17 protein-coding genes are annotated in these 19871 nt (G+C 59.8%); 2 read left to right on the top strand and 15 right to left on the bottom strand.

The window, feature by feature from the left end:
• Positions 1-2: 2 nt before the first annotated feature.
• The 10 genes from AA105894_RS01525 to AA105894_RS01570 form a co-directional block, all read right to left on the bottom strand.
• Positions 3-1205, bottom strand: coding sequence for a pyridoxal phosphate-dependent aminotransferase (locus tag AA105894_RS01525; RefSeq protein WP_267310173.1), 1203 nt, complete (start codon positions 1203-1205; stop codon positions 3-5).
• A 19-nt stretch (positions 1206-1224) separates the two neighbouring features.
• Positions 1225-2334, bottom strand: a complete 1110-nt coding sequence (leuB, locus tag AA105894_RS01530) for a 3-isopropylmalate dehydrogenase (RefSeq protein ID WP_267310174.1) — start codon at positions 2332-2334, stop codon at positions 1225-1227.
• Positions 2331-2963 carry a 3-isopropylmalate dehydratase small subunit gene (gene leuD / locus AA105894_RS01535; protein WP_188427112.1) on the bottom strand — a complete coding sequence of 211 codons (633 nt, stop codon included), beginning with the start codon at positions 2961-2963 and terminating at the stop codon, positions 2331-2333. The genes leuB and leuD overlap by 4 nt, the downstream gene beginning before the upstream one ends.
• The gene (gene leuC / locus AA105894_RS01540) at positions 2963-4381 is read right to left on the bottom strand and encodes a 3-isopropylmalate dehydratase large subunit (protein ID WP_035446599.1); all 1419 of its coding nucleotides are present in this window, start codon (positions 4379-4381) and stop codon (positions 2963-2965) included. Before leuC ends, leuD begins: the two co-directional genes overlap by 1 nt.
• 23 nt (positions 4382-4404) lie before the next feature.
• A complete protein-coding gene (gene rplS, locus AA105894_RS01545; protein WP_025884695.1) occupies positions 4405-4785 on the bottom strand; it encodes a 50S ribosomal protein L19 in 381 nt (126 codons plus the stop codon).
• A 24-nt stretch (positions 4786-4809) separates the two neighbouring features.
• Positions 4810-5511, bottom strand: coding sequence for a tRNA (guanosine(37)-N1)-methyltransferase TrmD (gene trmD / locus AA105894_RS01550; protein ID WP_267310175.1), 702 nt, complete (start codon positions 5509-5511; stop codon positions 4810-4812).
• Positions 5508-6065 carry a ribosome maturation factor RimM gene (gene rimM / locus AA105894_RS01555; protein ID WP_267310176.1) on the bottom strand — a complete coding sequence of 186 codons (558 nt, stop codon included), beginning with the start codon at positions 6063-6065 and terminating at the stop codon, positions 5508-5510. Before rimM ends, trmD begins: the two co-directional genes overlap by 4 nt.
• Positions 6066-6096: 31 nt before the next feature.
• Positions 6097-6432 carry a 30S ribosomal protein S16 gene (gene rpsP, locus AA105894_RS01560; protein WP_023978627.1) on the bottom strand — a complete coding sequence of 112 codons (336 nt, stop codon included), beginning with the start codon at positions 6430-6432 and terminating at the stop codon, positions 6097-6099.
• 50 nt (positions 6433-6482) lie between these two features.
• Complete coding sequence (gene ffh, locus AA105894_RS01565; protein ID WP_267310177.1) at positions 6483-7880, bottom strand: signal recognition particle protein; 1398 nt, start codon at positions 7878-7880, stop codon at positions 6483-6485.
• Positions 7881-8062: 182 nt separating this feature from the next.
• Positions 8063-8575 (bottom strand): Spy/CpxP family protein refolding chaperone, encoded by a 513-nt coding sequence (locus AA105894_RS01570; protein ID WP_267310178.1) that lies wholly within the window; start codon positions 8573-8575, stop codon positions 8063-8065.
• A gap of 551 nt (positions 8576-9126) precedes the next feature.
• Between AA105894_RS01570 and AA105894_RS01575 the strand changes: the two genes are divergently transcribed.
• The gene (locus tag AA105894_RS01575) at positions 9127-10440 is read left to right on the top strand and encodes an ABC transporter substrate-binding protein (protein ID WP_267310179.1); all 1314 of its coding nucleotides are present in this window, start codon (positions 9127-9129) and stop codon (positions 10438-10440) included.
• Between the two features lie 167 nt (positions 10441-10607).
• The gene (locus AA105894_RS01580) at positions 10608-12269 is read left to right on the top strand and encodes a glycoside hydrolase family 13 protein (protein WP_267310180.1); all 1662 of its coding nucleotides are present in this window, start codon (positions 10608-10610) and stop codon (positions 12267-12269) included.
• Positions 12270-12453: 184 nt separating this feature from the next.
• Here AA105894_RS01580 and AA105894_RS01585 read toward each other — a convergent pair whose 3' ends face one another.
• The 5 genes from AA105894_RS01585 to AA105894_RS01605 all read right to left on the bottom strand — a co-directional run bounded on the left by AA105894_RS01585 (position 12454) and on the right by AA105894_RS01605 (position 19855).
• The gene (locus AA105894_RS01585; RefSeq protein WP_267310181.1) at positions 12454-13938 is read right to left on the bottom strand and encodes a UdgX family uracil-DNA binding protein; all 1485 of its coding nucleotides are present in this window, start codon (positions 13936-13938) and stop codon (positions 12454-12456) included.
• On the bottom strand, positions 13935-15167 hold the full coding sequence (locus AA105894_RS01590; protein WP_267310182.1) for a putative DNA modification/repair radical SAM protein: 1233 nt from the start codon (positions 15165-15167) through the stop codon (positions 13935-13937). Before AA105894_RS01590 ends, AA105894_RS01585 begins: the two co-directional genes overlap by 4 nt.
• Positions 15168-15296: 129 nt before the next feature.
• Positions 15297-17843, bottom strand: coding sequence for an HWE histidine kinase domain-containing protein (locus AA105894_RS01595; protein WP_267310183.1), 2547 nt, complete (start codon positions 17841-17843; stop codon positions 15297-15299).
• Entirely contained in the window at positions 17836-18411 is a 576-nt protein-coding gene (locus tag AA105894_RS01600; protein WP_188427081.1) for a biliverdin-producing heme oxygenase, read from the bottom strand. Before AA105894_RS01600 ends, AA105894_RS01595 begins: the two co-directional genes overlap by 8 nt.
• Before the next feature lie 463 nt (positions 18412-18874).
• The gene (locus AA105894_RS01605) at positions 18875-19855 is read right to left on the bottom strand and encodes a 3-hydroxyacyl-CoA dehydrogenase family protein (RefSeq protein WP_267310184.1); all 981 of its coding nucleotides are present in this window, start codon (positions 19853-19855) and stop codon (positions 18875-18877) included.
• Positions 19856-19871 lie beyond the last annotated feature (16 nt).

The raw sequence follows: 19871 nt of genomic DNA on the forward strand, positions 1-19871 counted from the left end.
TCTCAGCTCAAGGAGGCGCAGAAACGCTGAATGCGCGTGCACGCTTCGCGCAGGCTTTCAGTGTCGGTGGCATAGGAAATACGGAAATAGCCCGGCGTCAGGAAGGCACTGCCATGCACGGCAGCAACCCCCGTCTCTTCAAGCAGCTCGGTGACGAAAATCTCGTCATTTTCGATCACCTTGCCCGTGCCTGTCTTCTTGCCGATCACGCCTGCAATGGACGGGAAGACGTAGAACGCGCCTTCAGGACGGATACAGGTCAGACCCGGCGCCTGCGCCAGCATCGACAGAACGAGATCGCGACGCTCCTGATAGACCGACACCATGCCACCGATGAAATCCTGAGGGCCGGTAACGGCTTCAAGCGCTGCCGCCTGGGCAATCGAGCAAGGGTTGCTTGTGCTCTGCCCCTGCAGCTTGATCAGCGCCTTGGTCAGTTCGACAGGTGCGGCCGAAAAGCCTATCCGCCAGCCGGTCATGGCATAGGCCTTGGAGACGCCGTTCATGGTGACGACGCGCTCACGCAGCCTGGGCTCGACCTGCACGAGTGTCTTGCTCACCAGTCCGTCATAGACCAGCTTTGCGTAGATATCGTCCGTCAGAACCCAGATGCGCGGATGATCGAGCAGAACGTCGCAAAGCGCACGCAGATCGGCCTCGGAATAGACAGCGCCCGTCGGGTTGCAGGGTGAATTCAGCACCAGCCATTTGGTCCTGGGGGTGATGGCACCGCGCAGCGCCTCAGCATCAAGGCGGAAGCCGTTTTCAGGCTTTGTCTGCACAACGACAGGCGTACCGTCGGCCAGCGCTACGATATCGGGATAGGACACCCATGCCGGCGCCGGGATGATAACCTCGTCACCTGCATCGAGTGTTGCGGTGAACACGTCATAAATGACCTGCTTGCCGCCCGTCGAGACCACGATCTCCTCGGCCTTGTAATCGAGGCCGAAATCGCGATTGAGCCAGGCCGCAACAGCCTTGCGCAAGGCGGGCGTGCCCGCCACGTCGGTATAGCGCGTCTCGCCGCGTGCAATGGCGGCACAGGCGGCCTGCTTGACGTTTTCGGGCGTCTCGAAATCCGGCTCACCGGCGGAGAGGCTGATAATGTCCCGCCCCGCTTCTTTCAGGGCCCGCGCTTTCTGCGAAATGGCGATCGTCTGGCTGGGAGAGATCCGGTTGAGCCGGGCAGCGATCAGGGACATATCTTCCTCCGGCTGGCTCTCAGGCCAGCTTCTGCATTTCCTGAAGAACGGCGGCGCCCATTTCCTCGGTGCCGACGCGTGTCATACCTTCGGACATGATATCGGCTGTGCGCAAGCCGCTCGACAGCACATTCGAGACAGCCTGTTCGATCAGCGCCGCATCGTCCTCGCGCTTGAGCGAATAACGCAGCAGCATGGCGAAAGACAGGATCTGCGCCAGCGGATTGGCAATGCCCTGCCCTGCGATATCGGGCGCCGACCCATGGATCGGCTCATAAAGCGCGTGACGCTTGCCGCTCTCCTGCACCGGGCCGAGCGTCGCCGAAGGCAGCATGCCCAGCGAGCCGGTCAGCATCGACGCCAGATCGGACAGAAGATCGCCAAACAGGTTGCCGGTCACAATGACATCGAACTGCTTGGGGTTGCGCACGAGCTGCATGGCGCAGTTATCGGCCAGCATGTGGCTGAGCTTGACGTCGCTGTACTCGCGCTCATGCAGCGCGGTCACGACCTGCTTCCACAGCAGACCACTCTCCATCACATTGCACTTCTCGACCGAGCAGACATGGTTGCCGCGCAGACGGGCCAACTCGAAAGCGACACGGGCGACGCGCTCGATTTCCGACGTCGTATAGACTTCGGTATTGATGCCGCGCTGCGACCCGTCGGCCAGGGTTTCGATACCGCGTGGTTCACCGAAATAGATGCCACCCACAGTCTCGCGCACGATCATGATATCGAGCCCGGCAACCAGTTCCGGCTTCAGCGAAGACGCATCGACCAGCGGCGCGAAGACCTGTGCGGGACGCAGATTGGCAAAAAGCTCGAGTTCCTGACGCAGGCCGAGAATGGCAGCCTCGGGGCGCCTGTCAAAAGAGACATGGCTCCACTTCGGGTCGCCTACCGAACCAAACAGAACGGCATCGGCTTCCTTGGCCAGCGCAACGACTTCAGGACGCAGGGGAACGCCATGAGCAGCGAGAGACGCGCCACCGACCAGTTCTTCGGTCAGCTCGAGAAAAAGTCCACGGGCGTCACCAAGCCAGTGCACGATCTTGACGACCTCACGCATGACTTCAGGGCCGATCCCGTCGCCGGGAAGAACAAGTAGCTTGGTGGCCTGGCTCACGAAACCGTCTCCATCACGATAGTGGGGCGCCAGGATTCGTCTCGCTGACGCTTCTGCTCGAAGGACTGGATCGCACTGTCATGCTGGAGCGTCTGCCCGATATCATCGAGCCCTTCGATCAGCATATGCTTGCGGAAACTATCGACTTCGAACGGAATGGTGCTTCCATCGGGGCGCTGCACGAGCTGGTTTTCCAGATCGATGGTGATGCGGGCATTCGCCCCCATCTGCGCATCTTCCATGAGCGATTCACAGATCTCGCGCGGCAGGCGGATCGGCAGAATGCCGTTCTTGAAGCAGTTATTGAAAAAGATGTCGGCAAAGCTCGGGGCGATCACGCAGCGTATCCCGAAATCGAGCAGCGCCCAGGGCGCATGTTCGCGCGATGAACCGCATCCGAGATTATCGAGCGTAATCAGGATTTCGGCCTTGCGATACGGCTCGCGATTGAGCACGAAATCAGGCTTCTCCGACCCGTCATCATTATAACGCTGCGCTGCAAAGGCATTCTTGCCCAGGCCGCTGCGCTGGATGGTCTTGAGAAAACGCGCCGGAATGATCTGATCGGTATCGATATTCTCGACCGGCATGGGCGCCGCAATGGCGGTGAGTGTCGTGAACTTGTCCATCATGCCATCTCCCGCACATCGACAAAGCAGCCTGAAACCGCTGCTGCCGCCGCCATGGCCGGCGAGCACAGATGGGTGCGTCCGCCCGGCCCCTGACGTCCTTCGAAATTACGGTTCGAGGTCGAGGCGCAACGCTGGCCCGAGGTGAGCTTGTCGGGGTTCATGCCAAGGCACATCGAGCACCCGGCTTCACGCCATTCGAACCCGGCCTCGCGGAAGATCGCATCAAGGCCCTCGGCCTCGGCTGCCGCCTTCACATGACCGGAGCCGGGCACGACCATCGCTCTGACGCCGGGGGCCACATGGCGCCCCTTGGCGATAGCAGCTGCCGAGCGGAGATCCTCGATACGGCTATTGGTGCAGGAACCGATAAAGGCCACATCGATCCTGGTGCCAGCGATTTTCTGACCGGCTTCGAGCCCCATGTAATCGAGCATGCGCTGTACCTGACGGGCACGCGCGGGATCGTTGAACTGCGCCGGATCGGGCACAATGCCATCGATCGCAATCACGTCTTCAGGGCTCGTACCCCAGGTGAGATTCGGCTGGATCTCGGCGGCATCGAGCGTGACCTCGGTGTCGAACACCGCACCTTCATCGGATGCCAGCGTGCGCCAATACGCACAGGCCTTTTCAAAATCCTCACCTTTGGGGGCGAAGCGACGCCCCTCGACATAGGCGAAAGTCGTCTCGTCAGGCGCCACCAGACCGGCGCGCGCACCCGCCTCGATCGACATGTTGCACAGCGTCATGCGCCCTGCCATGTCGAGAGCGCGAATGGCATCGCCGGCAAATTCCATGACATGCCCGGTACCGCCTGCGGTGCCGATCTTGCCGATGATGGCCAGCATGATGTCCTTCGCCGTCACGCCGGGACCAACCTGCCCGGAAACCGTGATGCGCATGTTCTTGGCAGGCTTCTGCAGCAGCGTCTGCGTCGCCATGACATGTTCGACCTCAGACGTACCGATGCCGAAGGCCAGAGCGCCCATAGCCCCGTGGGTCGAGGTATGGCTGTCGCCACAGACAATGGTCATGCCAGGCAGGGAAATGCCCTGCTCGGGCCCCACCACATGCACGATGCCCTGGTCTTTCGAGCGCAGCTTGAAATAGGGAACGCCGAATTCGGCCACGTTCTTTTCGAGCGTTTCGATCTGGAGCCGGGATTCCGGCTCCTCGATCGGCAGCGAACGGTCGGAGGTCGGCACGTTGTGATCGACCACGGCGACTGTCGCATCCGGGCGGCGCAGACGACGCCCGGACATCCTCAGGCCTTCAAAGGCCTGAGGGCTTGTCACCTCATGTAGAAGGTGACGGTCTATGTAGAGAATGCAGGTGCCGTCCGGGAGGCGTTCGACCACATGGTCATCCCAGATTTTATCGAACAATGTTCGTGCCACCGCACTCTCCTTTGTCATAAACCGGTTTCGACTATCCTGATTTAGGAAGCCGTCTTCACCGTGTCACGGGGACGCTCAGCAATACGAGCCGACTTGCCGCTACGCTCACGCAGATAATACAGCTTTGCACGACGCACCTTGCCGCGACGGACAACAGCGATCTCGGCAATGCTGGGCGAGTACAGCGGGAAGATACGCTCCACGCCTTCACCGTTCGAAATCTTGCGAACCGTGAAGTTGCTGTTCAGACCCTTGTTGGAACGGGCAATCACAACGCCTTCGTAAGCCTGAACGCGCTCACGCGTGCCTTCGACAACGCGCACGCCAACGCGCACGGTGTCACCGGCCTGGAATTCGGGAACCGGACGGGCGGCGGTCAGACGCTCGATTTCGCGCGCCTCATACTGCTGGACAATGTTCATGTTACTTCTCCGAGAATACGAAATTTATCTGTTAGTCTTGGCTTCAGCATAAGCCGCCCAGAGATCGGGGCGTCTGACCTGGGTCGTCTGACACGCCTGCTCGTGACGCCACGCCGCTATCGCCGCATGGTGACCCGAAAGCAGAACCGGTGGTACATCCATGCCCTCCCATGAGGCGGGCTTGGTGTAATGCGGGTATTCGAGCAGACCGTCGCCGAAGCTTTCTTCGACATCGCTCAACTCTGAACCCATCACACCGGGCAGAAGGCGCACGCAGGAATCGAGCAGCGCATAGGCAGGAATTTCCCCGCCCGACAGAACGAAATCGCCAAGCGAGATCTCGACAACGCCTCGGCGCTCCAGAACCCGCTCATCGACGCCTTCAAAGCGCCCGCACAACACCACCACGCCATCACCCGAGGCGAAGTCACGCGATTGCGCCTGTGTCAGGCGCGCACCGCGCGGTGTCGGGTAAATGACCGGCCGCCCCTCTGCCTCGATCGAGTCCAGCGCTTCTGCGACCACATCGGCCCGAAGCACCATTCCCGCACCGCCACCAAAGGGCGTGTCATCCACAGCGCGATGACGCCCGCGACCGAAATCACGCAGATCATGCACACCCAGCGACCAGACGCCGTCTTCAAGCGCCCGTCCCGCAAGGGAGAACCCGAGCGGCCCCGGAAACATGTCCGGAAACAGGGTGAGAATATCCGCGTGCCAGGTCATGAACGCACCGCCACATCGCCCTTGCCCGAAAGATCACCCTCGACCTCAACCTCATGAGGCGGCTCGACGATGACACGACCCTGATCGAACAGGATCTCGGGGACGCAGGCATGGGTGAAAGGCACGATCAGGTCCTGACCGTTTCCGGTAATCTCCAGACTGACGCCCGCACCGTAATCATGAATGATCGCAACCGTGCCCAGCACCTTGCCCTCACGGGTTTCGGCGCGCAGACCGATCAGATCGGCATGATAGAACTCGTCCTCTTCTGTTTCCGGCAGGCAATCCCGCTCGACATACAGCTTGAGATTGACGAGACGTGCGGCCTCATCGCGGTCGGTTACGGCACGGCCGGCAGCATCGTACAGACGTGCGATGCCATGACCCTGCCATTCCGCACGCCAGACGCTGCCCTTTTCATCCTGCAGCGCGCCGATTTCCTCGACCGAAGCCGGGTCATCAGTGGCCGCAAAAAGATGCACGAGCCCCCGCACGCCATGGGGCCTGCCCACGGTCGCGACGAGAATCTTGCTGGAGGCGGTGCCGGACGTCATGAAATGCTGAAGCCTATCCCTGGTCTATGGCTCAGGCTGCGGCCTTGGCGGCTGCACGCTCCTGGGCGCGCTTCTTCGGCGCGGACTGCTTGGGCTGCTCGTTGTAAACGGGCTTTTCGATCAGACCGGCATTGCCAAGGAAGCGGGCAACGCGATCGGTCGCCTGCGCGCCGTTCGACAGCCAGTGCTTGATGCGCTCGTCGTTCAGACGGATGCGGTCAGCATGGTCGGAGGGCAGCATCGGGTTGTAGGCGCCAACCTTCTCGATGAAGCGGCCATCGCGGGGGCTACGGCTGTCAGCAATCACGATGTGGTAGTACGGACGCTTCTTGGCACCAGCGCGCGAAAGGCGGATCTTAACGCTCATATTTTTACTCCAGGGTATCGAAAACTATGTGAAAATCATGCCGGTTGGGGTTAGCGGCGCGGGCCGCCAAAGCCACCGCCGGGCCGCCCGCCGGGAGCACCGCCCGACATGAGACCGGAAAGCATCTGCTTCATGCCACCGAGGCCCATCTTGCTGATGCGCTTCATGATGGTGGACATGTCGTCAAACTGCTTGAGCAACTTGTTGACCTCCTGAACCGTCGTGCCCGAACCGGCAGCGATACGCTTCTTGCGAGAGGCCTTGATAATGGCGGGCGTCTTGCGCTCATCCTTGGTCATCGAGGAAATGATGGCCTGGTGACGCTTGAAGATCGAGGTATCGAGATCCTGATCGCCCAGCTTTTCCTTCAGCTTGCCCATGCCGGGCAGCATGCCGACGATGCCCGAAATCGAGCCCATCTTGCCGATCTGGCGCAGCTGCGAGGCATAGTCGTCGAGATCGAACTTGCCCGCCATCATCTTCTTGGCGACGCGTTCGCTCTCTTCATGGTCGAGCGTCTCGCTGGCCTTTTCGACCAGCCCGGCAATGTCGCCAAGACCAAGGATACGACCGGCAACGCGCTCGGGGTAGAAATCGTCGAGAGCCTCGAGCTTTTCGCCCAGACCGACGAGCTTGATCGGCGCCCCTGTAATGGCGCGCATCGACAGCGCTGCACCACCGCGTGCGTCACCATCCATACGGGTCATGACGACACCGGTGATGCCGACAGCTTCGTTGAAGCGCTGCGCCGTGTTGACAGCGTCCTGACCCGTCATGGCGTCGACCACAAGCAGGGTTTCGACCGGATTGGTCGCATCGCGCACGTCGCGAACTTCCTGCATCAGGGCTTCATCGATCGACAGACGACCTGCCGTATCGAGAATGACGACGTCATAGCCTTCGCGACGGCCCGTCTCGAGGGCGCGCTTCGCAATCTCGACAGGCTGCTGACCGGCGATGATCGGCAGCGAGCCGACGCCTACGCGCTCGGCCAGCTGCTGCAGCTGAAGCTGGGCGGCCGGGCGCTGGACGTCGAGGGAGGCGAGAAGCACCCGCTTGCGCTCGCGCGTCAGCAGACGCAGGGCAATCTTGCCTGACGTCGTGGTCTTGCCCGAACCCTGCAAACCGACCATCAGGACAGGCACAGGGGCAACGGCCGCAAGGTTGAGCGGTACGTTACCAGCACCGCCCAGCGCCTCGATCAGCGCGTCATTGACGATCTTGGCAACGGCCTGACCGGGTGAAATGCTCTCCAGCACCTCCGTCCCGACGGCCTTTTCCTTCACCTTGTTGACGAAGTCGCGCACGACGGGCAACGCCACGTCTGCATCCAGCATGGCCAGACGCACTTCGCGCATCGCTTCGGCAACATCCGCCTCGGACAGCCTGCCGCGCTTGGACAGACCCTCAAATACACCGGAAAGCTTGCCAGAAAGCGTGTCGAACACGTGGAACCCTTATAAGCAACAGAAAGACGCCACTGCGCGAGTCTTCGCGAGGTGGCGTTTCAAATCTGGTCAGGCAGCTAAAGGCATGAGAGCGCAAAGTCAAGACAAAACGTCCGCTCGGGTGCCCATGCCGCCCGATTGCTCAGGAGAGAGACATCTTGCCCCTCTTCCTGAGCCAGAGATCAGGGAGCGTCGGGCTCATCCTTGTCAGCATCGCCCTTGGCATGCGGCGGGCGCAGAAGATCGCGGATCTGCCCTTCGAGTGAGTCGAGCTTCTCCTGGGTTGTGCGGGCCTTGTCGAGCTGCTCGGGAGTCAGGATATCATGGATCGCGACGGCATCGGCAGCCATTGCTTCTTCGTCTTTGGCGTTGAGCGCTTCCTTCTGCTTGATGAGCGCAGCGAGCTTTGCCTTGTCGACCGGCCCCTTCGCCATCAGCAGGGCTCCGATTTTCTGATCGACATCGAAACGCTGATGCATGGCATCACGACGCTCTGCACGATGGCCATGCATCAGGGCGTGGATCTTGTCGCGCTGCTCTTTCGTCAGGTCCACGCCACGCAGCATGCCCATGAGCGGCGGGGGCATCATGGGACCCATATGGCCCGGAGGGGCCATCGGTCCGGGCGGGAGCGGTGCTGGAGCATGGGCATAAGCCAGCGCCATGAAAGACGGCGCGGCAGCCAGGGCCAGCATGCTAAAAGTCTTCTTCGAGATCATACTCGTCATCTTCCTGTATTTGCGAAGACATCGGGTCCGATGCCTATGACCTCTCTCTAGCAAGAAGAATAAGAAGAACGAGGGCCAAAGCACTACAGAATGTATGGATTGTTACAGACGCTCTACTGCTTGGCTATCGGGGACTGCGCCCCCTTCAGAACGCCCATCTGTCATGGATAACACATTCATGTTACGGTCATGTCATTCTCTTGTTAATTTTCAGAAAGAATGAGAGCGTCACCTCGTGCCGTTCCAGTGAAGCGGCACGAGACGAACCGGATCGACAAAAGCCATGCGAACCATGTCAGGGCTGAAGCCCCAAGCCTTTGGCGCGAAAACGCGCCCGCCCCAGCACCGCGACAGATCGACACGGCCCCTGCCCTGTTACATTTCCCGGGAAAACGAATGAATGTGGTGCCTTTCCGCCACATGAGCCGCGCCGCCTTCCCCCGAAATTCCGGGATCGGCAGCCAGATGCCCCAGACCTGATTTCTCCAGTGCAAGCGCCCACCCAAGGACAGTCCCCAATGAAGAAAACCCTGCTTCTGGCCAGCGCGGCTCTTGGCTTCGGCCTCGCCGCTCAGGCCAAGGCCGACACGACGCTCACGATCGCGACCGTCAACAACGTGCAGATGATCGAAATGCGCAAGCTCTCGACAGTATTCGAGAAAGCCCATCCGGATATCCATCTGCGCTGGGTGACGCTGGAAGAAAACGTTCTGCGCCAGCGCGTGACGACCGATATTGCCACCCATGCAGGGCAGTTCGATATCCTGACCATCGGCAATTACGAAGTGCCGCTCTGGGCCAAGCAGGGCTGGCTCTATAAATTCGACTCCCTGCCCGCTGCCTATGATTTGAATGACATCATCGCTCCGGTGCGTGAAAGCGTGAGCTATGAAGGCAAGGTTTACGCGCTGCCCTTCTATGCAGAGAGCGTGATGACCCTGTACCGCAAGGATCTCTTCGCCAAGGCCGGGATCACCATGCCCGAAACACCCACCTATGATCAGATCCGCGATTTCGCTGCCAAGACGACCGACAAGGCAAGCGACACCTATGGTATCTGCCTGCGCGGCAAGCCGGGCTGGGGCGAGAACATGACCATCGTCACCACCATGGTGACTGGCTTTGGTGGTCAATGGTTCGATATGAGCTGGAAGCCGACACTCAACACGCCGGCCTGGCACAACGCGATTACCTATTACACCTCGCTCCTCAAGCAGTTCGGCCCGCCTGGCGCGAGCGCGAACGGCTTCAACGAAAACCTCTCGCTTTTCGCGACCGGCCATTGTGCCATCTGGATCGACGCCACCAGTGCTGCCGGCACGGTGTTCGATGCAAAGCAGAGCAGTGTCGCCGACAAGGTGGGCTTCGCCTCACTGCCCACGGGCAGCTTCAAGGGCGGTCCAACCTGGCTCTGGTCATGGAACCTGGCCATTCCCGCTTCTTCCACCCATGCCGAGGCAGCCAGCACCTTCATTCAGTGGGCGACGTCTAAAGACTATATCCAGCTCGTCGCCAAGACCGATGGCTGGGTCAATATTCCGCCAGGCACACGCAGCTCCTCTTATCAGTCGCCCGACTATCAGAAGGTCGCCCCCTTCTCGTCCTTCGTGCTGAAAGCCATCGAGACCTCCAACCCGTCAGGTCAGACGGCACAGCCGCGCCCCTATGTCGGCGCACAGTTTGTCGACATCACGCCCTTCCAGGGTATCGGCACGCAGGTCGGGCAGACCATTGCCTCGATCCTCGCAGGGTCGAATACGGTCGATTCAGGTCTGAGCGCAGCCAATGCCGCCACCAACCGCGTAATCCGCCAGACAGGCTACCAGAAGTAACCACCTCGCAGGGGCGCTCGCGCCCCTGCCCCAGGACAGCCATCGTTACCCCGAGGCTTTCACGAGCGGCTGGCTTGCAGGTCTCTTGTATCCGCAACTTTGTGTGACGGCGCCAACTGGCAGGTTTCCTCCGTGTTCTGACATCATCACGATCACGGAAGAAAACCATGGCTCAGAACGGTTCAGCTCCAGTCTGGTGGAAAGACGCTGTCATCTATCAGATCTACCCGCGCTCCTTTGCCGATTCCAACGGTGACGGCATCGGCGACCTTCCCGGCATCATCAGCCACATGCCCTATCTGGAACGGCTCGGCGTCGACGCGCTATGGATCTCCCCCTGTTTCCAGTCGCCACAGGGCGATGCCGGATATGACATCTCCGATTATCGCAAGATCGACCCGCTTTTCGGCACGGTGGCCGATTACGAGGCGCTGATAAAGGAAGCGCATGACCATGGTCTGCGCATCATTGCCGATATGGTGCCAAACCACACATCGGACCAGCATGTATGGTTCAAGGAAGCCCTGGCCTCCGAACCCGGAAGCGCCGCCCGTGAACGCTATCTGTTTCGCGACGGCAAGGGGAAGGACGGGTGCGAGCCCCCCAATAACTGGCAGAGCGTCTTTGGCGGCATTGCCTGGACACAGGAGCCTGAGCGCAAGGACGGCAAACCACGCCAGTGGTATCTGCATCTCTTCGACAGCTGCCAGCCCGATCTGAACTGGGACAACCCTGAAGTGCGGACCGAATTTGAATCCGTTCTGCGTTTCTGGCTCGATCGCGGGGTAGACGGCTTCCGTATCGATGTCGCCCATGGGCTTATCAAGGAGAAAGGCCTGCCCCCCTATACAGAGCGCGCCACCATGGTGGGCGAAGATGACGACAAGACGCCAAGCAATGCCCCGATGTGGGACCGGGATGGCGTGCATGAAATCTATCGCGCCTGGCACAAGCTGCTGGCCAGCTACCCGGGCGATCGCATGCTGGTGGCAGAAGCCTGGGTGAAGCCCCTCTCGCGTCTTGCCCGTTACGTGCGGCCCGACGAAATGCAGCAGACCTTCAATTTCGACTATCTGCTCTGCCGCTGGAACGCTGCCAAATACCGCGAGATCATCACGGATTCACTCGAGGCCATGCATGAGGTCGGCGCCATCACCGCCTGGGTCATGTCCAATCATGACACGGTACGCCATGCCTCGCGTCTGGGCCTGAAAGATGCAGGCGCGCGTCCTCAGGGTATCGACGCGGCCCATGAGCAGCCAGACGAGGCCCTTGGCCTGCGGCGGGCCCGCGCAGTCATATTCATGACGCTCGGCCTGCCGGGTTCGGCTACGCTCTATCAGGGTGAGGAACTCGGCCTGCCGGATCATACGAAGCTCGACAGGAAATATCGTCAGGACCCGGCTTTCTTCCGCACTGATGGCAAGGAAATCGGTCGCGACGGGTGCCGCATTCCCCTTCCCTGGAAGGCGGATGGCCCGTCCCTTGGTTTCAACGAGACAGGCGAACTCTGGCTGCCTCAACCAGAGCAGTACAAAAACTACGCAGTCGCCGTAGAAGAGAAAGACCCGGACTCGCCCCTCGCGCTCTATCGCAGCCTGCTTGCCCATCGCAAGGCGTTCAGCCTTGGCCTTGGCGCGCTTGAATGGGCGCCGGAGCGCAAGGACGTGGTCGAATTCTGCAATGGGCCTGTCAGGGTCATTCTGAATTGCGGCGACAAGGAAGTGACCCTTCCTGAAGGCGAAATCCTTGTGGCAAGCCACGCCATCGAGAAGCCCGGCTTTCTGCCAGCCAATGCCGCCGTGTGGATGACAGAAAAAGCCGAGTGACCAAAATCCGCCCTGTCTTTCCCGGCCCCGATGCCGGGGAAGACAGGCAACAACCCGCTAAAACGCACGCCTGGTAAAGAGCAAGCACTGATCAGCAAAGAAGCCGGAGCGCATGACCCGAAGGAGCGAAGTCGGGCTTCTCACCTCTTACGGGTGCCGCGATCGCGCCTTCTTTTTTCAGGCGTCAATGCTCTGCGAGCCAGTCACGCGCAACCGAGAGTTCCTGCATGAAGCGCTGCTCTTCTTCCTGCGCCCTCTGAGGCTCAGGAAGGCGCAGCAGATAGGACGGATGGATTGTCGCAAGGCTGGGCGGGCGTGTTGCGCTCCCGTCACGCACATGCCCCCTGATCGCCCCGAGGCGACTGACGCGCCCTTCCACGGCCTGAAGCGCGGTAGCTCCCAGCGTGACGATCAGCTTCGGCCGAACGAGCCTGATCTCCTGATCGAGCCAGGGTGAGCAGGCAACAATTTCAGTGCGCCCCGGCGTCTGATGAATGCGACGACGCCCTTTCGAAACGAATTTGAAGTGCTTCACCGCATTGGTGAGATACACCTCGCTTCGCTCGATACCGACCGCAGACAACACACGATCGAGCACCTGCCCCGCTGGCCCCACAAATGGCTTTCCCTGCAGATCTTCCTGATCACCCGGTTGCTCACCAACAAGCATGAGAGGCGCATGGTCCGGGCCGATGCCAGGCACGCTCTGGGTCGCATAGCGGCAGAGATCGCAGCGCTGGCAGCTCTCCAGCGCGCGCGCGAGAGCAGGTAGCCCGTTGAGCGCCATGCCCCGAGCCTCTTCCTGAGCCTCTTTCTCTCGCCACTCTGCCTGATGGCGCTCGTGAAAAGCCGGGGCACGACCATCATTCTGCCGCGCCACCATGGCCGCAACGCGGTTTTCCGCATCGGCGAGCATTTGCGGTATCAGCCGGGTTTCCGGCAAATTCTTCCAGTATCTGGTCGGCATTTCGGAGCGCATCGCCTTTGTCTTGATACGCGCCGGATTGAAAATCGACTGATAGTAACTGTGCCAGAGTGTCTCGACATCGTCCTTCAGATCTGGCGCAGCGCAGGGCGACCGGTCACAGAGCAGCTTCCCCTTCTCGAACAGTATGGAGCCGATCGGGGTCAGGATCATCCAGTCCATATCCGAGAAACGCTCGGCAAAAAACGGCGCCACGCTCTCGAGAATATAGTTTTCCGGCTCGAACCAGGCGATGAAATGCCTGCGTCCGTCGCTATCGGGCTGCGTAGCCTCGCGAAAGCGCACAAAAGCCTTCATCTTGTGCATGTCGCGGCGTATCTGCTGCGTCATGCGCGCCGCCTCCCTCATATCGGGGTCGGTCGCAATGGCGAGGAGCGCGGGCTCTGTCTGAAGGCGCCATAAAAGCCGATAGGCCAAAGCAAAACGCTGAGGGTCATGGTAGCGCAGGATAGTGCGCAAAAGAGCCAGACCGGGCTTGGAGACGTGCCCCACCGGCGTTGCACAGGGAGCCGTCGGTGCCTCCTGCTCCAGCTTTGCGGGTTCGGAGGAGAACAGATCTGCCTGCGCCGCATCAGGGCTCATCCATTCGATCTGATCTGGCGCAATTCCCTCGGCGAGGGCCGCACGGGCAAACCCGCGCCATGTCTCGAAATCCGCGTCGCGGGCCAGTTGGAGGCGCTTCAAAGCAGGCGAAGCTGCTGCGGTTGTGGGCGGAACGCAGCCGCCAGATTGTCACGATCAATCAATCGGGCAGGATTCCAGTCACTCGTGACGATGAACGGCCTGACCTTGCGCAAAGAGACTTTCAATCGCTCCACATCTTCCAGCCGGATGGCGCAATGGCGCCTGGCCGAGAGCAACGCCCCCACTGAGCGCGGCCCCAGACCCGGCACGCGCAATAACATCTCACGACTGGCGCGGTTCAGATCGACAGGGAAGAGCGCACGGTTCTGCAGAGCCCATGCCAGCTTAGGATCAAGCTCAAGATCCAGCATACCGTCTTCCCGCTGGGCGCCGATCTCGTCGAACGAAAACCCATAAAAGCGCACCATCCAGTCCGCCTGATAAAGCCGATGCTCCCGCACAAGCGGCGGCGATTGCGCAGGCAGGGCGATCGATGCGTCAGGAATGGGACTGAAAGCCGAGTAATAGACGCGACGAAGCGCATAACCCGAATAGAGCGCTGCCGAACTGCGCAGAATGTCACGATCGGTCGAGCGATCCGCACCGATGATCATCTGCGTGCTCTGCCCACCGGGTGCGAAACGACGAGGCTTGCGCCCGCTCAGGCTTCGGTCGCCTGATTCCTCGATCTTGAGGCGCAAGGCGCCCATGCTCTGGCGTATATGCCCCGCATCCTTTTCAGGCGCGTAGGCGGCAAGCCCCGCATCTGTCGGCATCTCGACATTGATCGACAGACGATCGGCATAGAGTCCGGCCTCCTCAATCAGATGAGGCGCCGCGTCGGGAATGGTCTTGAGATGGATATAGCCATGGAAATGGTGCTTCAGCCGCAGCTCGCGCGCCACACGTACCATTTCCTCCATGGTATAATCGGAAGAGCGAATAACCCCCGAAGACAGGAACAATCCCTCGATATAATTACGCCGGTAGAATTCCAGCGTAATCCAGATGATCTCTTCGACCGAAAACCGTGTCCGTTCGATCTTGGAAGATGAACGATTGATGCAGTAGGCGCAGTCATAGATGCAGAAATTTGTCATCAGGATCTTGAGCAGCGAAATGCATCGCCCGTCAGGCGTATAGGCGTGACAGATCCCGTTAGAGGCTTTCGACCCCAGCCCCTCTTCACCCGCTTTCTTCTTCGAGCTTACGCCGCTCGACGCGCAGGACGCATCGTATTTGGCAGCATCCGACAAGATTTCCAGACGGGCAGCGAGGGTCTTTTTCATCTCCGGGAGATGGAGACGAGATCAGAACAAGTCAAGAACACAACAGCCGGAAAACCATGGTTTATCGACTGTTCAGAAGGTTTTTCCTCTTCAGACGCAACTCGACGAACAGCGCTCCGAAGACCCTCCTCAGGCGGGCAGGACCTTGAGCAATTCCTGCACGATACTCTTGATCGAATAGGGCTTGCGCAGCACCGGCACATCCTGGAATTCGGACGGGATCATGGTCCGATCCGCGTAGCCCGTGGCAAACAGGAAGGGAACGCCCTTCTTGCGCAGAAGCGTTGCCACCTCGTGCGAGTTTTCCTTGCCCAGATTGAAGTCGAGCAGCGCCACATCAGGGCAGCGCTCGCGAATGGCCTGCCCTGCTTCATAAACCGATGAGACGGTGCGAATGTGCTGCACGCCATAAGCAGTAAGCGCCTGCTCCGTCTCCATGGCAATGAGCAGCTGATCCTCGACAAGAAGCACATGGGCTGCATGAAGCCGCTCAGACTGAGCTGCAGTAGCAGCGGGCATATCCTCGACCACAGGCTCTGCCGCGACCTCGGAAACCAGCACGGCATGGCGAACCGGGAAAGTCAGGCGAATGAACAGCCCCTCAGGCCTGAACTCACGCACGGACGTACCGCTCAGTTCATGAGGGATCGCGCGCTCAAGCAGAACAGAGCCAAACCCGTTGCCCTTGGGCGGCGTCACCGGCGGACCACCGGTCTCTGTCCATTCCAGCACCCAGTTTTTCTGATCCTCGTCCAGGAACCAGCGCAGTGTCAGCGTGCCAGTCGGTCGCGAGAGCGCACCATATTTGGCGGCATTGGTTGCCAGTTCATGAAGCGTCAGCGCCACAACCGAAAGCGCAGGGCCGGACAGCCAGAGATTATCTCCCTCAAGCACGACCGCGGAGGGCTGCTGGCGATAGGGCTCAAGCTCGGCTTCAAGCAAGGTACGCAACAAGCCACCGCCATCGCTTCGGGCGACCTGATCATGCGCACTGGCAAGCGCCTTGATGCGCCCGCGCAGCACCTCGACATATTCCTCGATCGTCCTGTCCTTGCCTACAGGCCGCCCGATCAGAGACTGCACGACGGCGAGGATGTTCTTGACCCGGTGATTGAGCTCTTCATTGAGCATGCGCTGGCGCAGATCGGCATCCGCACGTTCTGAAAGCTGCTGCTGATGATAAACGCCCATCACCTCAATGAGGGCCGAACGCAATTGTCCGGCGGCCTCGATATCGAAGCTCGACCAGGGAAGGCAGCGCTCATGCACCTGCTCTTTCCAGATCGCGAAACTCTGACGCGGCGTCAGGCGGGGGCCGTGCGGACCATGCTCATAGGTCTTGTGCGGATCGCCACCCCAGTTGATCGTCTGCACGATCTCACGACGGAAGAGAAAGACATAGTTCTGGGGCTGGGGCGAAATCGGAATGATCAGCACACCAGCGACATGCGCCGTATGCGCCGCGATCCAGGGATGGTCCTTGACCAGATGATCCGACTGCCAGATCTGCGTGCCTGCCTTGCGCAAGGCAAGCTCGACAAACTCGTTCTGAACCTCTTTGGGCGCCGAAATGCCGTGACCGGTCCACTCATTATCGATCCAGATGGCGATACCGTCTGACTGGATGAGCGGGGCCAATCGGCTGATCTGCCCCCGCAGATAGGCTGGCATATCCGAAACCGAGGCAGCGTTGCGCAAGACGCTTTCGATCAGCCCGTGTGTCCGCTCGGCGACCTGCAGCCGCGTCGTTTTCAGAATGACGATGATCTGAAGCGCAAAGAACTCCGAGAACATCTGCACGACCGCACGCTCGGCAATCGGCAGGATGCGCGGCGAATAATGATGACAGGCAATCATGCCCCAGAGCGCGCCATCGATCACGATCGAGATCGACATGGAGGCGCGAACCCCCATATTGGTCAGATATTCGCAGTGGATAGGTGATACGCTGCGCAACTGGCCCAGCGACATATCGAGTGATGAAAGCCCTTCGGTCTCGATGAGGGGAACCGGCGTGTAACCGACATCGCCGATCATGCGTATTGGTGAGCGGCGATAGAGCTCCCGAGCCTGGGCAGGAATGTCAGCGCTCGGAAAATGCTGCCCCAGAAAGCTTTCCAGAGACAGGGCACGCGCTTCCGACACCACCTTGCCGGACCAGTCATCGGCAAAACGATAGACCATCACCCGGTCATAATCGAGCAGCCCCCGCATGAGCATGGTCACGACATCGAACAGCCGGGTGATATCGGTCGTCTTGCGCACCCGGTCCATCATGCCATGGAGCTGGGTAAGAAACTTGGTGGCGCGCTGGGTCGGCGAGGCAGGCTCGCATTCCAGCACGACCTCCCCGTTGACGATATGCACAGCCAGGTCGAAATGCCTGTCTGGACCGAGCGCCTGATTGAGCAGGAAAACCGGTCGACGCTGAGTGACGCTCAGGGTCAGGCCGTTGCGGATATCATGCACGATATCCGAGCCGAAAAGCTCGATCAGGCTGCAGCCAAGCGTGAGCTCCGGCTGGCCCAGCATATCCTGTGCATTGGCTGAATGACGCAGCACGACGAAATCACTGACAGAACATGTAATCAGGCAGCCATGGGGCTGAATGCTGCCAGGGAGATGGATCGGCTCACGATCGCAGCTCGTCAGATCGACCTGACCGAATTCAGCCATGAACTTTTTCCTCTGCACGATCCACAAGCATCATGGCGTCATAGGCATGCCGGAAAAGACGCGAGGCTTCGGCCCCGGCTTCATCGAGATCGAAAACCGGAGCTGCTTCAAGAAGATCGAGAAATACGCGCCAATTGGCGGGCGCTGCCGTCTGAACGGCAAGATGGGTCGCGCCATGGTCCTCGTCGAAACCCAGCGCCTTCGCACGCTTGGCAATCAGGCGGGCGCCCAGCGCTGACCCCTCGAGAGTGTAAAGCATACCCAGAAGCCCGGAATCCGTCTCGGGGGGCGCAAGGGCAGAAACAGGCGGACAGGACAAACGAAGTGTCTCGACGTCTTTTTCGAGTGCGAGACGCGTCGAAACCGGTCGCCAGTCCTTCAACCATGATGGAAAGCGTCGCGCCTCGACTGCAGCCTCTGCCGAGATACGAAAAGCCGCCATACCGGCAAGATAACGCAGGTAATCGCGCTCGGTCTCCAGACCGCCAATCAGGCCATCAAGGCTTTCATGTGCCTCGTGAACATGCGCGCGCAACCGCTGCCGCCTCGTGGCATCGGCAGTCAGCACAGCAATCCTGAAAATGGCGTCCGTCCAGACATGATCGATCAGTCCTGTTCCACATCCGTGAATGGCATTCCATTTAAATCAACCCACGCAAGGATGTAAACATCAAGATTTGAGTAATGCTGAAAATAAAATGACACTATATTAATGAAAGTAATAAAATAAATTTGCCATGTATTATGAAATATATCCAGAAGATTTTTTGGACACATATCCATCATGGCATAGTGCCGTTCGACGCAGCATGGTGATTTTCTTCCTTTCTATTACAAAACTGTAACTGTGTGAACGGGATATCTTCACACTGAGTGCTCATAGCCATCGCGGGAATCATGAAGAAATGTTTCTACTTGCGATGGCCTGTCGCTACCTTGTCTCAGGACTTTTCTGCAAGGACCAGAACGAACGTCCCGCGAACATTCTGGCCTCTGACTCACGGGGTACGACCGGTACCGGTCCCCCCCCCTCATTTCGGGCGTTTTTTCTCGAGCGGAGACGGGCCGAGCTCACGCAGCAGTTCCGCCATCTTCGCATAGGCCTTGTTCCGATAGGCCACGAGTTCTGCCGCTTCCTCCGGGCTGTAATTTCCGTAATAACCAGTACCGTTCTTCACACCGTGCTTGCCTTCCTCCACCAGCTTCCTGACCGTATCAGGGCAGGACAGACGCGGACCGAAAGCATTCTCTGCGGTAACGAAGCCATTCACATAGACCTCAAGCCCGGCCATATCGGCAATGGCGAACGGCCCGAAAAACGGCAGACGAAAACCGAAGGTCGACCGCACGATCGTGTCGACATCCTCTGGCGTCGCGATACCCTCTTCGACGATGGTATTCGCCTCCTTGAACAGCACATATTGCAGCCTGTTCAGCACAAAGGTCGGCCTGTCAGCCACCTCTGCCGATTGCCGGTTCACACGGTTCAGCATCTCCTTGACCGTCGCCACGACTTCCGGCTTCGTGGCGACGCCCGACACCAGCTCGACCCCAGGGATAAACGGTGCCGGATTGCTGAAATGCACAGTCAGGAACCGCTCCTGCCCTTTTACCATCGGTGCCAGCACATGCACGGGAATGGTTGAGGTATTGGTACCGATAATTGCATCGGGACGGGCTGCAGCGCTGATACGCCCCAGCACCTCTTTCTTGACGTCCTCTCGCTCGAACACCGCCTCTTCGATGAAATCGACGTCGCGGACCGCCTCCTCGATCGACGGCGCCGTCGTGAGATTGACCATGATCCGGTCATAGCTACCCTTCACGATCAGGCCCTGATCCTCAAAAACGCGTGCCTCGCTCAGCAGACGCTCGAGGGCGCGCTGCGTCGCCTCGGGGGAGATATCGGCAAGGGTCACACGCATCCCTGCCGCTGCAAGGCTCTGGGCGATACCACCGCCCATATACCCTGCCCCGATAACCGCAGCACTTCTGATGATCTGAACCGACATGTCGCCCAACCTTCAC

Origin of the sequence: Asaia spathodeae NBRC 105894, assembly GCF_025994195.1 — a bacterium.
Lineage (GTDB): Bacteria > Pseudomonadota > Alphaproteobacteria > Acetobacterales > Acetobacteraceae > Asaia > Asaia siamensis.

Bases quoted from the DNA above. Each gene is read 5' to 3' on its own strand.
- AA105894_RS01525 (WP_267310173.1), bottom strand. From the start codon at position 1,205: ATGTCCCTGATCGCTGCCCGGCTCAACCGGATCTCTCCCAGCCAGACG.
- leuD (WP_188427112.1), bottom strand. From the start codon at position 2,963: ATGGACAAGTTCACGACACTCACCGCCATTGCGGCGCCCATGCCGGTC.
- leuC (WP_035446599.1), bottom strand. From the start codon at position 4,381: ATGACAAAGGAGAGTGCGGTGGCACGAACATTGTTCGATAAAATCTGG.
- rplS (WP_025884695.1), bottom strand. From the start codon at position 4,785: ATGAACATTGTCCAGCAGTATGAGGCGCGCGAAATCGAGCGTCTGACC.
- trmD (WP_267310175.1), bottom strand. From the start codon at position 5,511: ATGACCTGGCACGCGGATATTCTCACCCTGTTTCCGGACATGTTTCCG.
- rimM (WP_267310176.1), bottom strand. From the start codon at position 6,065: ATGACGTCCGGCACCGCCTCCAGCAAGATTCTCGTCGCGACCGTGGGC.
- rpsP (WP_023978627.1), bottom strand. From the start codon at position 6,432: ATGAGCGTTAAGATCCGCCTTTCGCGCGCTGGTGCCAAGAAGCGTCCG.
- AA105894_RS01570 (WP_267310178.1), bottom strand. From the start codon at position 8,575: ATGCTGGCCCTGGCTGCCGCGCCGTCTTTCATGGCGCTGGCTTATGCC.
- AA105894_RS01575 (WP_267310179.1), top strand. From the start codon at position 9,127: ATGAAGAAAACCCTGCTTCTGGCCAGCGCGGCTCTTGGCTTCGGCCTC.
- AA105894_RS01580 (WP_267310180.1), top strand. From the start codon at position 10,608: ATGGCTCAGAACGGTTCAGCTCCAGTCTGGTGGAAAGACGCTGTCATC.
- AA105894_RS01590 (WP_267310182.1), bottom strand. From the start codon at position 15,167: ATGAAAAAGACCCTCGCTGCCCGTCTGGAAATCTTGTCGGATGCTGCC.
- AA105894_RS01595 (WP_267310183.1), bottom strand. From the start codon at position 17,843: ATGGCTGAATTCGGTCAGGTCGATCTGACGAGCTGCGATCGTGAGCCG.
- AA105894_RS01605 (WP_267310184.1), bottom strand. From the start codon at position 19,855: ATGTCGGTTCAGATCATCAGAAGTGCTGCGGTTATCGGGGCAGGGTAT.